This window comes from Bradyrhizobium sp. 40, from assembly GCF_023100925.1.
Taxonomy (GTDB): Bacteria; Pseudomonadota; Alphaproteobacteria; order Rhizobiales; family Xanthobacteraceae; genus Bradyrhizobium.
This window is the reverse complement of the sequence record NZ_CP064688.1, coordinates 5613514-5627268: the sequence shown is the minus strand read 5'-3', so window position 1 is coordinate 5627268 and position 13755 is coordinate 5613514. Positions and strand designations below refer to the sequence as shown.

The window sequence follows — 13755 nt, the reverse complement described above, 5'->3', positions numbered from 1 at the left end:
GCAATAAGCTCTGTGAATGCGAGGGAGGGTCTCATGGATAACGTACGTCGCTACCGCGCGCTGGCGTCCCTCTGTCGTCAGCAGGCCGCCTACCGGCCGCTCCAGAGCTGGGAACTGCTCGGCCAGGCCGAACATTTCGAATATCTCGCCGAAGTCGAACTCAAGGCGCATTTCGACGCGTGCAATGCGCCACACGACGAGGACGGCGTCGAGGCCACGGCGTGGGAGAGGCCCGCCGCGGCGTGACGGTCCAACTTGTTCGAATAGGACCTGAACTTGCCGAGGCCGGCACCGCTCAAGGACGCGGTTATCAGCCCGAACGACGAGGCTTGCGACCGGCCCGTCCTGGATCAACCCTCGATTAATGCGACATCAACGTCGGGACGGTCATGGCTTCCAACATGGCGCGGGTGACGCCGCCGAGGAACCGTTCCTGCAATCGCGAATGGCCGTAGCCGCCCATGACCAGAAGATCGAGGCGCTCATCGGCTGCAAGCGACAGCATGGTCGGCTGAATGTCAGAGCGCGCGGCCGACAGGTTGACGGTGCGGGTCGACAGTCCGCGCCGGCCGAGGTGCCTTGCCAGATTGCGCGTCGAGACCTCGTCGGGAACCATGTCTGTTTCGTTGATCGCAATAATCACGATTTCCTCGGCGCGGGCCAGGAATGGTGCGGCGTCGCGCATGGCGCGCGCGGCGAGGCGGCTGCCGTCCCAGCAGATGCCGATCCGTTTCGCCTTGAACGCTCCATGGAAAGTGTAGGGCAGGAAAAGCACCGGGCCACCCGCCTGGAACAGGATCTCGCGGGGTACATCGTTGTCGAGTGAGCCTTGCGCCGGGTCCGGCTGGAGCACGATGCTGAGATCGTGCAGCCGCGCCATCTCGCCGAGCAAGCCGACCGCATCCCCCGGCATCGCCCCGAGCGGGTGGCATGTGTAGGAAATGCCGGCGTTCATCGCTTCGTTCTTGAATACCGCGAGCGCCGCCTCGGCCCGCTCCACTGCGCTCTCGCGCTCCATCTCGAACACCGCCGCCACTGCGGCGCCGCCCTCCATGATATAGGCCGCGCTGGTTGCCACATAGCCAACCGCGACTGCATCGAGATGGGCGTTGAGGCCCGCCGCGAGCGAGATCGAGCCGTCGATCACCGGGCGCATCGGGCGCTCGGTAGGGATGTGGACGAGAATGTCTTTGTACATGACGCGACTCCGACGGACATCGTCCGGTGGCGGCAGTCTTACACGGTGCGCAGGGGCCGCGTTGAGCTGCATCAAACGTGCAGCCTCGAGTTTTGGACCTTCGCCGGCCCCGGCTACTTTGCCAAGATTTAACCGCGCGGACGGGACGCCGTAAGGTGGCGACCGCCATGTTGGGTGCAAGGCGACTTACCCAACATGGACATATCGACATGAGCGATCACGTCAATTCCGACACCACAACGTCCCGCAAGGTCCTGAGGCCGCGCCGGCTCGCGCTGCTCGGCACCGTGGCCGCGCTTGGCGTGGCCGTGCTGGCGACTGCACCTGGCTCTTCGCCGTTCAGCGCGAACTCCTTCATCGCGCCCGCCCAGGCCGCGGAGCCCACCGCGACACCGCCGGGCTTCGGCGACCTCGTCAGCAAGGTCAAACCCGCCGTCATCTCGGTGCGGGTCAGGATCGACCAGGACAACGACAAGAGCGCGATGCTGCAACAGAACCGGATGGATTCGGACGAGGCGACGCCGTTCGACCAGTTCTCGCGGCAATTCGGCTTCCGCGGCCCGGGTGGCATGGAGGGCATGCCGCGCCAGCACCGCCAGATGATCACGGGTGAGGGCTCCGGCTTCTTCATCTCCGCCGACGGCTATGCCGTGACCAACAACCACGTCGTCGATCACGCCGAGTCTGTGCAAGTGACGATGGACGACGGCACGATCTACAGCGCGAAAGTGGTCGGCACCGATCCGAAGACCGATCTCGCGCTGATCAAGGTCGAGGGTAAGAAGGATTTTCCGTTCGTCAAATTCTCGGACCAGAAGCCGCGTATCGGCGACTGGGTCGTCGCGGTCGGCAATCCCTTCGGCCTCGGGGGCACCGTGACCGCCGGCATCGTCTCGGCCAGCGGCCGCGACATCGGCAACGGTCCCTATGACGACTTCATCCAGATCGACGCGCCGATCAACAAGGGCAATTCCGGCGGCCCGGCCTTCGACATGAACGGCAACGTGATCGGCGTGAACACCGCGATCTTCTCGCCCTCCGGTGGCTCTGTCGGCATCGGCTTCGACATTCCGGCCTCGACTGCAAAGCTCGTCGTCGCACAGTTGAAGGACAAGGGCGCGGTCACTCGCGGCTGGCTCGGCGTGCAGGTGCAGCCGGTGACGTCGGATATCGCCGACAGCCTCGGCCTCAAGGAGGCGCGCGGCGCGATCGTCGACAATCCGCAGGACGGCAGCCCGGCGGCGAAGGCGGGCATCGAGGCGGGCGACGTCATCACCGCCGTCAATGGCACCGCGATCAAGGATTCCCGCGATCTCGCTCGCACCATCGCCACCCTGGCGCCGGGCACGTCTGTGAAGCTCGACGTCGTCCACAAGGGCGACAGCAAGACGGTGACACTGGCGCTCGGCGAGTTGCCGAACGAGCGGCAGGCCAGAGCCGACGAGGGCAAGTCGCAGCCGGATGCCGGCATGCCGCCGCGTCTCGGACTCAGCCTGGCTCCGGCCGGCGACGTGCAGGGCGCCGGCCAGAAGGGCGTCGTCGTCACTGAAGTCGATCCGCAAGGGCCGGCCGCGCAACGCGGCATCCAGACCGGCGACGTCATCCTCAATGTGGGCGGCAAGGCTGTCGCCAATATCGGCGATGTCCGTTCGGAGCTGGCGCAGGCGAAATCGTCCGGCAAGCGTAGCGTGCTGCTGCAGGTCAGAAGCGCGCAGGCGACCCGTTTCGTCGCGGTGCCGCTCGCATAAGGCGAACGTCGATCGGCGCAACTCCAAAAAGGCGGCCCCCCGGGCCGCCTTTCCTGTTCGCCTTCAGGATTCCGGATGTCCGCCGATAACATTCTCGTTAACGGCAGGGAGGATGACCCGGTTCGTCCGAAAAAGCCGTGTTCGCTCATCACAATTTCGGATCTCGTAGGGACTCGGCGGCAATGAAGCCGCCGGGACGATTGCAAGCGTGGAACTTCGAACTTGCCGCCGCTGAGCCGGCCGGCAATTCGCATTTGATCGGTGCCGACATGGATCGATTGAAGCTCTCGCTGAGGACTGCGCTGCTCGTGGCGCCATTCGTGCTGTGGGGCGGAATCGCTCTCGGGCGTGACGACGGCCGCTACGCGGATTCTCCCCTCAAGCCATGGTTCGACGGTCTGCGCAGCCATCTCGGTCCGTGCTGCTCAGATGCGGATGGGTTTGCCGTCGCCGATCCCGATTGGGACTCGCACAATGGACATTATCGCGTGCGGCTCGACGGCGAGTGGGTCGACGTCCCGGACGAAGCCGTGATCACCGAGCCGAACCGGGCCGGCCGCACCATGGTGTGGCCGGTGAAGACCGCGTTCGGCGTTTCGATCCGCTGCTTCATGCCGGGCAGCATGATCTGACGGAGGTCAGCGCGACCGTTTGGAGGATTTGCGCTTCGACGTCTTCTTCGAAGTCTTTCTCGAAGTCTTCTTGGATGTTTTCCGAGATGTCTTCTTTGACGTCTTTCGCTTCGCGGCTTTCTTCGGGACCTTCTTGCCCTTCTTGCGCGCTTTCGACAGGCCGATCGCGATTGCCTGCTTGCGGCTCTTCACGCGTCCGCCTCGACCGCCCGGTCCGCTTTTCGCGGTACCTTTCTTGTAGCGCTTCATCTCGCCTTCGACGTCGCTGCCGGAGCTGCGCGAGTAGCGGCGCTTCTTTGCCTTGCGTGCCATGCATGTTCTCCCTTGGCCTGGGAAAACAATCCGAGACAGGCATGGTTCCGAAAGCGCGCATGCACGTCCCGGATACGCGGCTTAGTCTAGAACGAATCCGCCAGCTCGATCTCGGCTTCCAGCACCTGAATGCGCCGTGCTGCCTCGCTGGAGGACAGATCCCGCGCATATTGCGCGGGCTGATACGCCTCTTCGCTCAGCCGTTTCAGCCGGAGGCCCTGCGCCCGCGTCATCTGCTCGGTGAGGAAAGTCTTGGCGGTGAGGAGAGTCTTGGCGTCGTATTTACCCTGAACCTGCATGTCGCTTCTCCCTTCTGAAATCGTGACTTGACTATATGTTCTTATTTTGTTCTAACAAGTCATGGACAACAGAATTAATGAAATTCGACGTAAAATCAGCGCCTTGAGGCTTGAAATGGCCGATGTCGAGGCGTCCGTGCGCGAGCTCGTCGAGCGCGATCGCGACTGCACAGAGAAGGCCTTGGCGCAGATGGATCTGCGCCGAAAAATCAATCTGCTGATCGGCGAATGGAAGGCTGCAGGTGGCGGCGATGTCCTGCCGAATGTCCGCGACAGGATGAGCCTTCGTTCCGCGAAGGCATTAGGTAGTCCTCTGCGCGTGATCGCGCGCCGCTGAAAGCTTTGGGAGCGCACGGTGGAGGAAGACCCGGATGCGTACCGGATTCTAAAGCTGCGCGCCGAGATTCTCGAACTGGGCTCTGCCATCCGGCAGCTGCAACGGGAGGGGCTCGACGACGCCGCGGCCCAGCTCTTGATCGCGCGCAAGCGCGCACGACTCGATCATCTGGTGAGAGCTGATTCCGGCAGCGTCCATCCTGACATCCTGGGAAGCCATCGGAGCTGAAGCCTGCGCGCAACGCGGCCCGAGAAAAGTTTGTTCGAACACCATAAGCAAAAAGGCCCCGCGATCGCGGGGCCTCTATGAGTTGGGCGAACAAAACCTACTTGGTGTTGCTCATGCCGCCCTTGTTGTTCGTCATGGTGCCGCCCTGATCGGAGCCGGGACCGGAGCCGCCCTGACCGGAGGGATCAGCACCCTTGGAGGACTTGGTGTTGGCGCCTGTGGTGGTTTGCGACGATGACATCGAGGATCCGTGTTTTGCCTTGTGCGACTTAGCCTGCACCGCGAACGGCGCGGCGGTGAGGCCGGTGGCCAACATCACGGCAAGAGCGAGCTTGGTGGTCTTCATGTGCGGGAACTCCCTGAGTTGAATTGACGCAGGCAGCCAACTGCTATTCGTCGCAGGAGTTCCGAACAAAGAAGTTCCGGTAAATCTCGCATCCTTCAAGATTGCTTGTCTTCTGCGAGGATGAATACGACGCCGGTGAGTGTCGCCCCGATCGCGAACGTCGTCACCAATGTGAGGGCGAAAACGACAACGGCCTGGCTTCCGCCGTGACTCAGCAAATTGGCGACGGCTGGATTGGACAGCACGAGCAAGAGGCTGAAAGCGAGCCCTAAGGCTGCGCCCATCATGGCGTGCGTCATCAGCTTGACGAGCCCGCTCGGAGAGATCAGGTCCGACGACTTTTTCGCGCGCATGGAACTCTATCCCGATCTCGCAAGCAACGCCTGCGACACGCGCCGGTTCCACCCGCATGAAGGAATCGTTATTGCCCGCTTCATCCGACGTTCATGCCGGGTGGGCGAGAATGACCGCGCAACACGGGAACATTCGATATGGGTAAGGTGGTCTTTCTCTATCGCTCTCTGGCTTATCGCAACGCCGCCGCGGACATCCTCCGCAAAGCGCGCAAGCTGCCCCGCGGCGCGGAGCGAAGCGCGGCGTGCCGCTATGCCAAGGCTCTGCGCGATCTCGCCCAAACGGAAGCCTGGCTCGAAGGACGGGTCGCGCGCGAGCCGCAAACGACGCAGCGCAGGAAGAGTGCGGCCTCCGGTTAACCGGACGCGCGCTGCAATTCGGCGGAGCTGGCGGCTTCGAAGTTGCCGGGCGCGGTCGTCGCGGCAGTCTTGCGGACCAACGGCACATCGAGCCGGCACAACAGACCCTCGGCGCGCCAATCGAATCGCGCCTGCCCGCCGAGCTGGGACTCGACGCTCGCAAGCAGGCTCCGCGTACCAAAGCCGCGGGATTTCGGCGTCATGACGAGCGGGCCGCCGGACTCCTCCCAGGTCAGCGTGAGCAGCTCATCCTCGACCTGCCAACCGATCGCGAGCCGTCCCGTTCGCGTCGAGAGCGCGCCATACTTCGCCGAGTTGGTGAAAAGCTCATGCAGCGCCAGCGCCAGCGTCTGGGCGGTTGCCGGCAGCAACTGAACTTCGGACCCCGCCAATTTGATCTGGCCGCCGAGGGAATAGGGCGCAAGCTCCTCGTCGATCAGCTTCGAGAGTTCGGCGCCCTGCCAGCTCGACAGCGACAAGATCGTATGCACGCGCGCCAGTGCATTGATGCGTCCCTCGACGGCGCTGACATAGGCTTTGACTTCGTCGGCGCGGGTGAGGCGCACGATCGATTGCGCCAGCGCAAGCGCATTCTTGGCGCGATGATCGACTTCCCGCGCCAGGAGAGTCTGCCGTTCCTCGGCGCGCTTGCGTTCGGTGATGTCCACCGTCACGCCGCTGACGCGCATCACCCGACCGCTCTCGTCAACCGTGGCGGCGGCCGTGCCGACACACCAGCGCACATCGCCGTCGGGCCGCACGATGCGGAACTCCGTTTCATAGGAGCGTGTGCCCTTGTTGAATTCGGCGATCGCCTTGCGCAACTGATCGACGTCGTCTGGATGCAACAGCGCCTGAACGTTGGCCGGATTCACCTCGAAGCTCTCCGGGCCAACACCAAAGATGCGGTATTGCCCCTCGTCCCACATCCAGTCGCCGGTGATCCAGTCCCAGTCCCACGAACCCATCTTGCCGGCGGCGATCGCCATGCTGCGCCGCTCTTCGCTCTCGCGGAGCTTTGCGGTGGAATTCTCCAGCTCGGCGGTGCGTGCACGCACGCGGTCCTCGAGATCCTGGTTCAGCCGTTCGAGTTCGCGCGTCTTGCGATAGAGCTCTGCAAACACCTTGACCTTGGCGCGCAGCACCTCCGGCACGACCGGCACCGGGACGTAGTCGACAGCGCCCATCTCGTAGCCGCGCAGGCGGTCGATGTCGCTGACTTGAATGGCCGAGATGAAGATCATCGCGGTCTTCTGGAAGCGCGGGTGCTCGCGGATCATCGCGGCGAGCTCGAAGCCGTCGAGCTCGGGCATGCAGACGTCGACCAGGATCACCGCGATCTCGGTCTTGAGCAGCACCTCCAGAGCCTCGCGACCGGACGAGGCGATCACGAGGTTCTGGCCGAGATCCTTCAGGATCACCTCATAGGCGAGCAGCTTGGCCGGCTGGTCGTCGACGAGGAGGATGTTGACCTTTTCGTGGTCCATACGGGCATCCAACTCAGCGGTGCAGCCACATGCGGATTGCAAGCAGCAATTGATCGGTGTTGACGGGTTTGGCGAGGTAGTCGGACGCGCCGGCCTCGAGGCATTTCTCGCGGTCGCCTTTCATGGCCTTGGCCGTCAACGCAATGATCGGAAGACGGGCGAAGGTCGGATTTTCACGAATGACGCCGATGGTTTGATAGCCATCCATCTGCGGCATCATGATGTCCATCAGCACGATGGCGATCTCCGGATTGGATTCAACCAGGGCCACCGCCTCGTTGCCGGTCGTGGCCGTCAGCACCTTCATGCCGCGCCGCTCCAGCACGCTCGACAGCGCGAAGATGTTGCGGGCGTCGTCGTCGACGAGCAGGGCGGTCTTGCCAATCAGGTCTTCGTCGGAACTGTTCAGCTTCTCGAGCATGCGCTGCTTCTCGACCGGCAACTCCGTGATGACGCGGTGCAGGAACAGCGCGGTCTCGTCAAGAAGGCGCTCCGGCGATTCCACACCCTTAACCACGATGCTTCGCGCCATGGTGTGGAGCTCCGCATCTTCCTCGGCCGACAACTCGCGGCCGGTGAAAACGACGACCGGGACATTCGACAGCGCCTCGTCGTTGCGGATCTGGTCCAGCACCTCGAAGCCGGTCATGTCGGGCAGGCGCAGGTCGAGCACGACGCAATCACAGGGGTTCTCACGCAGCATCGAGAGCGCGTCGGCACCGGTGCCGGTCGTCACGATCTCGATGTCGTCGTGGTGCAGGAGCTCGCGGATCGAGAGCTGCTCGGCCTCGTTGTCCTCGACGATCAGCAGCCGCTTGCGCCGCGGCCGCGCATATTCCTTGATCTGCGTCAGCGCGGCCGAGACGCCCTCGGTCGTCGTCGGCTTGTTGACGAAGGAGAAGGCGCCGCGCGCCAGCGCATGCTGGCGGTCCTCGTCGAGCGTGATGATCTGCACGGGGATGTGGCGGGTCAGCGGATTGTGCTTGAGCTGGCTCAGCACGGTCCAGCCGAGCATATCGGGCAGGAATACGTCGAGGGAGACAGCCCTCGGCTGGTACTGCTTTGCAAGCTCCAGCGCCTCCGCGCCGCGGGCGGCGACCAGCACCTTGAAGCCCTTGTCGCGCGCGAGATCGACCAGCACACGCGCGTAGTGCGGGTCGTCCTCGACGATCAGGAGGATGCTGTCGCCGGGTTCGAGGTTGAGCCGGTCGTCGGGAAGCTGCTCGATCACGCGCTGCGGTTCGGCTGTCGCGGGCTGCAGCGCCGGCGGCTGGCTCTGTTGAGGCGTCGCGCGGGGCGCGAGCGTCGGTCCGGAATATTTCAGCGGCAGGTAAAGCGTGAAGCACGAGCCCTTGCCCGGCAAGCTGCGCAGGTGGATCTCGCCGCCGAGCAGGCTTGCGAGCTCGCGGCTGATCGCAAGGCCGAGGCCGGTGCCGCCATATTTGCGGCTGGTGCCGGCATCCGCTTGCTGGAACGCCTCGAAGATCAGCTTCTGCTTCTCCAGGGGAATGCCGATGCCGGTGTCGGACACTTCGAATGCGATCACCGCCGGCGCAGAGTTCAGCACGGGATGATCCGTGCCCCAGCCGCCGACCGCGGCGGCGACCTTCAGGCGCACCTCGCCCTCGGCGGTGAACTTGAAGGCGTTGGAGAGCAGGTTCTTCAAAACCTGCTGCAGGCGCTTGGAGTCGGTGACGAGGCTGCGCGCGAGGTTCGGATCGACGTCGATCTTGAACGAAAGGTTGCGGTTCTCCGCCTCGTGACGGAACGGCCGCCCGACCGTCTCGAGCAGGTTCGCGGTCAGGATTTCCTCGGCGTCGACCGTCACCGTACCGGATTCGATCTTGGAGAGATCGAGAATGTCGCTGATGAGATTGAGCAGGTCGGTGCCGGCGCCGTGGATGGTGCGGGCGAATTCGACCTGCTTGCCGGTAAGATTGCCGTCCGGATTGTCGGTGAGCTGCTGGCCGAGGATCAGGATCGAGTTCAGCGGCGTGCGCAGCTCGTGGCTCATATTGGCCAGGAATTCGGACTTGTACTTCGAGGTCAGCGCGAGCTCGGTCGCCTTTTCCTCCAGTGCGCGGCGGGCCTGCTCGATCTCCTGGTTCTTGCGCTCGACTTCGACGTTGCGCTCGGCGAGCTGCTGCGCCTTCTGTTCGAGCTGATCGTTGGTCTGCTGCAATTCGCGCTGCTGGGTCTGGAGCTCGCCAGCGAGCTGCTGCGACTGCTTGAGCAGGCCTTCGGTCTGCATCGTCGCCTCGATCGAGTTGAGCACGATGCCGATCGAGTCCGTGAGCTGCTCCAGGAAGGTCATCTGTGAGGTCGTGAAGGAGGTCAGCGAGGCGAGCTCGATGACCGCCTTGACCTGGCCTTCGAACAGCACCGGCAGCACCACGAGGTTCTTCGGCGCGACGCGAAGCAATGCCGAATTGATTGGCACCACGTCGGGCGGAATGTCCGCAATCACGCGCGGGCGCCGGTCGAGCGCGCATTGGCCGATCAGGCCGTCGCCTAATGGCAGCACGCGCGGATACGGATAGACGCCATCGCCGGCGTAGGAGGCAAGCAGCAGGAGCCGCGGACTGTCTTCGTTCTCGACCTGATAGATCACGCCGGTATGCGCATTCACCAGCGGCGACAATTCGGTCAGCAGCAGGCGACCGACGGTGGTGAGGTCGCGCTGGCCCTGAAGCATGTTGGTGAATTTCGCCAGATTGGTCTTCAGCCAGTCCTGCTCGGTGTTCACGTCCGTCGTGAGACGGAGGTTCGTGATCATCGTGTTGATGTTGTCTTTCAGCTCCGCGACCTCGCCGCGGGCGTCGACCTGGATCGACCGCGTCAGGTCGCCCTTGGTCACGGCGGTCGCCACTTCCGCGATCGCGCGCACCTGCGAGGTGAGGTTGGCCGCCAGCAAATTGACGTTGCCGGTGAGATCCTTCCAGGTGCCGGCGGCGCCGGGCACGTCGGCCTGACCGCCGAGCCGGCCCTCGACGCCGACCTCGCGCGCCACCGACGTCACCTGGTCGGCGAAGGTCGCGAGCGTCTCGGTCATGTTGTTGATGGTGTCGGCCAGCGCCGCGACCTCGCCCTTCGATTTCACGGTGAGGTTCTGCTTGAGATCGCCGTTGGCGACCGCGGTCACCACCTTGACGATGCCGCGGACCTGCTCGGTCAGGTTCGCCGCCATGAAATTGACGGTGTCGGTGAGATCCTTCCAGGTGCCGGCGACGCCGGGCACCTGGGCCTGGCCGCCGAGTTCGCCTTCGGTGCCGACTTCGCGGGCAACACGCGTGACTTCGCCGGCGAACGCATTGAGCTGGTCCACCATGGTGTTGATGGTGTTTTTGAGCTCGAGGATTTCGCCCTTCACGTCGACGGTGATCTTGCGCGACAGGTCGCCGCGCGCCACCGCGGTGGTGACTTCGGCGATGTTGCGGACCTGGGTGGTGAGGTTCGCGGCCAGCAGGTTGACGTTGTCGGTGAGGTCCTTCCAAGTGCCGCCGACGCCGGGCACGACGGCCTGGCCGCCGAGCCGCCCCTCGGTGCCGACCTCACGTGCGACGCGCGTCACTTCCGCGGCGAAGGAGCGGAGCTGCTCGACCATGGTGTTCAAGGTATCCTTGAGCAGCAGAATTTCGCCGCGCACGTCCACCGTGATCTTCTTCGACAGGTCGCCGCCGGCGATCGCGGTTGCGACCTCGGCGATGTTGCGGACCTGCGCGGTGAGGTTCGATGCCATGAAGTTGACGTTGTCGGTGAGATCCTTCCAGGTGCCGGCAACGCCGGGCACTTCGGCCTGGCCGCCAAGCTTGCCCTCGGTGCCGACCTCGCGGGCGACGCGCGTGACTTCACCGGCAAAGCCGTTGAGCTGGTCCACCATGGTGTTGATGGTGTTCTTCAGCTCCAAAATCTCACCACGGACGTCGACGGTGATCTTGCGCGAGAGGTCGCCGCGCGCCACGGCAGTGGTCACTTCGGCGATGTTGCGGACCTGGGCGGTGAGGTTGCCCGCCATCGAGTTGACGCTGTCGGTGAGGTCTTTCCAGGTGCCGGCGACGCCGGGCACGTTGGCCTGGCCGCCGAGCCGGCCTTCGGTGCCGACCTCGCGCGCGACGCGCGTCACCTCGCCCGCGAAGCGGTTGAGCTGGTCGACCATCGTGTTCAGCGTGTCCTTGAGCTGAAGGATCTCGCCGCGCACGTCCACGGTGATCTTGCGCGACAAGTCGCCACCGGCGATCGCAGTCGCGACTTCGGCGATGTTGCGGACCTGGGCGGTGAGGTTGCCCGCCATCGAGTTGACGCTGTCGGTGAGGTCCTTCCAGGTGCCGGCGACGCCGGGGACTTCGGCCTGGCCGCCGAGCTTGCCTTCGGTGCCGACCTCGCGCGCGACGCGTGTGACTTCGCCGGCGAAGGCGTTGAGCTGGTCGACCATGGTGTTGAGCGTTTCCTTCAGCTGAAGGATTTCGCCCGACACGTTGACGGTGATCTTCTTCGACAAATCGCCCTTGGCGACCGCGGTCGCGACTTCGGCGATGTTGCGGACCTGGCCGGTCAGGTTCGAGGCCATCGAGTTGACGCTGTCGGTGAGATCCTTCCAGGTGCCGGCGACGCCGCGCACCTGGGCCTGGCCGCCGAGCTTGCCTTCGGTGCCGACCTCGCGGGCGACGCGCGTGACTTCACCGGCAAAGGCGTTGAGCTGGTCCACCATGGTGTTGATGGTGTCTTTCAGCTCCAGGATCTCGCCGCGGACATCGACGGTGATCTTTTTCGACAAATCGCCGCCCGCGACCGCGGTCGTCACCTCGGCGATGTTGCGGACCTGCGCGGTGAGGTTCGAGGCCATCGAGTTGACGCTCTCGGTCAAGTCCTTCCAGGTGCCGGCGACGCCGAGCACGTTGGCCTGACCGCCGAGCCGGCCCTCGGTGCCGACCTCGCGCGCGACGCGCGTGACTTCGCCGGCGAAGGCGTTGAGCTGGTCGACCATGGTGTTGAGCGTTTCCTTCAACTGAAGGATTTCGCCCGAGACGTTCACCGTGATCTTCTTCGACAGATCGCCGCTCGCGATGGCGGTGGCAACGTCGGCGATGTTGCGGACCTGCGCGGTGAGGTTCGACGCCATGAAGTTGACGTTGTCGGTGAGGTCCTTCCAGGTACCGGCCACGCCCGGCACCTGGGCCTGGCCGCCGAGCTTGCCTTCGGTGCCGACCTCGCGCGCGACGCGCGTCACTTCCGAGGCGAACGAGTTGAGCTGGTCCACCATGGTGTTGATGGTGTCTTTCAGCTCCAGGATTTCGCCTCGTACGTCCACCGTGATCTTGCGCGACAGGTCGCCGCGCGCCACGGCGGTGGTGACGTTGGCGATGTTGCGCACCTGCGCGGTGAGGTTGCCGCACATCGCGTTGACGCTGTCGGTGAGATCCTTCCAGGTGCCGGCGACGCCGGGCACGATGGCCTGGCCGCCAAGCTTGCCGTCGGTGCCGACCTCGCGCGCCACGCGCGTCACTTCCGAGGCAAAGGAACGGAGCTGGTCCACCATCGTGTTGATGGCTTCCTTGAGCTGAAGGATCTCGCCGCGGACGTCGACCGTGATCTTCTTCGAGAGGTCGCCGTTCGCAACTGCGATCGTCACCTCGGCGATGTTGCGAACCTGGTTGGTCAGGTTGTTCGCCATCGAGTTGACGCTCTCGGTCAGATCCTTCCAGACGCCGGTCACTTCCGGCACCTGGGCCTGGCCGCCGAGCTTGCCTTCGGTGCCGACCTCGCGCGCCACGCGCGTCACTTCGGAGGTGAACACGCCGAGTTGCTTGATCATGGTGTTGACGATGGTCGCCGACTGCAGGAATTCGCCGCGCAGGGGACGCCCATCGACGTCGAGCTTGACGGTCTGGAGCAGGTCGCCCTGTGCCACGGCTGCGACCGCGCGCGTCACCTCGCGGGTCGGCCACAGCAAATCGTCGATCAGCGTGTTGACGGAGCCTTCCATGTCGGCCCAGGAGCCGGAGGCCAGCCCGAACTTCACGCGCTGGCGCGTCTTGCCCTCGCGGCCCACCACCTGGCCGACCAGCTCGAGCTGCTGCGCCATGCGCTGATTGGCGGCGATGATGTCGTTGAAAGTGTCGGCGAGCTTGCCGTCGATGCCGAGATAGTCGCCGCTCATGCGCACGGAGAAATCGCCGTTGCGCATGGCCTGCAGGACGAGCAGCAATTCTGCCCGGGAATCGGGCTCCGACATGCCGTTGGTTTTTGGCTTTGGAACGCGACGACCGGAACGTGATGCAGATCCGGGATCGAGGTCGCTCATAATTTGTCCCCCGCAGGCGTCGGCCGATTCCCAGGCAAGACGCGATTGTCAAAATAGAGCGTCAGCCAAATTCGAAATCAAGCGCCAACGTGACGGCGCCAGGAAGTGGAACCTGCTTGCTCAGCCCGATTAACACAAGTGCGATCCCTCGGAA

The 13755-nt window shown here is 64.2% G+C and carries 13 protein-coding genes; 6 read left to right on the top strand and 7 right to left on the bottom strand.

From position 1 onward, the window contains the following. The first annotated feature begins 33 nt into the window (after window positions 1-33). On the top strand, window positions 34-246 hold the full coding sequence (locus IVB40_RS27075) for a hypothetical protein (protein WP_063993392.1): 213 nt from the start codon (window positions 34-36) through the stop codon (window positions 244-246). 115 nt (window positions 247-361) lie between these two features. On the opposite strand, the gene IVB40_RS27070 is transcribed toward IVB40_RS27075, so the two are convergent. Continuing rightward, window positions 362-1198: a universal stress protein gene (locus IVB40_RS27070; RefSeq protein ID WP_247816823.1), complete on the bottom strand. Its 837-nt coding sequence runs from the start codon at window positions 1196-1198 to the stop codon at window positions 362-364. A gap of 209 nt (window positions 1199-1407) precedes the next feature. On the opposite strand from IVB40_RS27070, the gene IVB40_RS27065 reads away from it, so the two are divergent. Beyond that, entirely contained in the window at window positions 1408-2946 is a 1539-nt protein-coding gene (locus tag IVB40_RS27065; protein ID WP_247816822.1) for a Do family serine endopeptidase, read from the top strand. 269 nt (window positions 2947-3215) lie between these two features. Further along, the gene (locus IVB40_RS27060) at window positions 3216-3578 is read left to right on the top strand and encodes a hypothetical protein (protein ID WP_027568670.1); all 363 of its coding nucleotides are present in this window, start codon (window positions 3216-3218) and stop codon (window positions 3576-3578) included. Window positions 3579-3584: 6 nt separating this feature from the next. Here the strand turns inward: IVB40_RS27060 and IVB40_RS27055 are convergent, their stop codons facing one another. Further along, window positions 3585-3890, bottom strand: coding sequence for a DUF6496 domain-containing protein (locus IVB40_RS27055; protein ID WP_247466718.1), 306 nt, complete (start codon window positions 3888-3890; stop codon window positions 3585-3587). A gap of 86 nt (window positions 3891-3976) precedes the next feature. Further along, a complete protein-coding gene (locus IVB40_RS27050) occupies window positions 3977-4189 on the bottom strand; it encodes a DUF3072 domain-containing protein (protein WP_027568672.1) in 213 nt (70 codons plus the stop codon). A gap of 115 nt (window positions 4190-4304) precedes the next feature. On the opposite strand from IVB40_RS27050, the gene IVB40_RS27045 reads away from it, so the two are divergent. After that, window positions 4305-4526: a hypothetical protein gene (locus IVB40_RS27045; protein WP_247819601.1), complete on the top strand. Its 222-nt coding sequence runs from the start codon at window positions 4305-4307 to the stop codon at window positions 4524-4526. 18 nt (window positions 4527-4544) lie between these two features. Beyond that, window positions 4545-4754, top strand: a complete 210-nt coding sequence (locus tag IVB40_RS27040) for a hypothetical protein (protein WP_247438969.1) — start codon at window positions 4545-4547, stop codon at window positions 4752-4754. 97 nt (window positions 4755-4851) lie between these two features. On the opposite strand, the gene IVB40_RS27035 is transcribed toward IVB40_RS27040, so the two are convergent. Beyond that, the gene (locus IVB40_RS27035; RefSeq protein ID WP_247438972.1) at window positions 4852-5100 is read right to left on the bottom strand and encodes a hypothetical protein; all 249 of its coding nucleotides are present in this window, start codon (window positions 5098-5100) and stop codon (window positions 4852-4854) included. Between the two features lie 95 nt (window positions 5101-5195). Beyond that, on the bottom strand, window positions 5196-5453 hold the full coding sequence (locus IVB40_RS27030; protein WP_247466721.1) for a hypothetical protein: 258 nt from the start codon (window positions 5451-5453) through the stop codon (window positions 5196-5198). A 138-nt stretch (window positions 5454-5591) separates the two neighbouring features. On the opposite strand from IVB40_RS27030, the gene IVB40_RS27025 reads away from it, so the two are divergent. After that, window positions 5592-5813: a hypothetical protein gene (locus tag IVB40_RS27025; RefSeq protein ID WP_018456200.1), complete on the top strand. Its 222-nt coding sequence runs from the start codon at window positions 5592-5594 to the stop codon at window positions 5811-5813. Here IVB40_RS27025 and IVB40_RS27020 read toward each other — a convergent pair. Both IVB40_RS27020 and IVB40_RS27015 read right to left on the bottom strand, forming a co-directional pair. Further along, window positions 5810-7300, bottom strand: a complete 1491-nt coding sequence (locus IVB40_RS27020; RefSeq protein ID WP_247466726.1) for an HWE histidine kinase domain-containing protein — start codon at window positions 7298-7300, stop codon at window positions 5810-5812. The genes IVB40_RS27025 and IVB40_RS27020 overlap by 4 nt on opposite strands. A 13-nt stretch (window positions 7301-7313) precedes the next feature. Next, the gene (locus tag IVB40_RS27015) at window positions 7314-13601 is read right to left on the bottom strand and encodes a HAMP domain-containing protein (protein ID WP_247816821.1); all 6288 of its coding nucleotides are present in this window, start codon (window positions 13599-13601) and stop codon (window positions 7314-7316) included. Window positions 13602-13755: the final 154 nt, after the last annotated feature.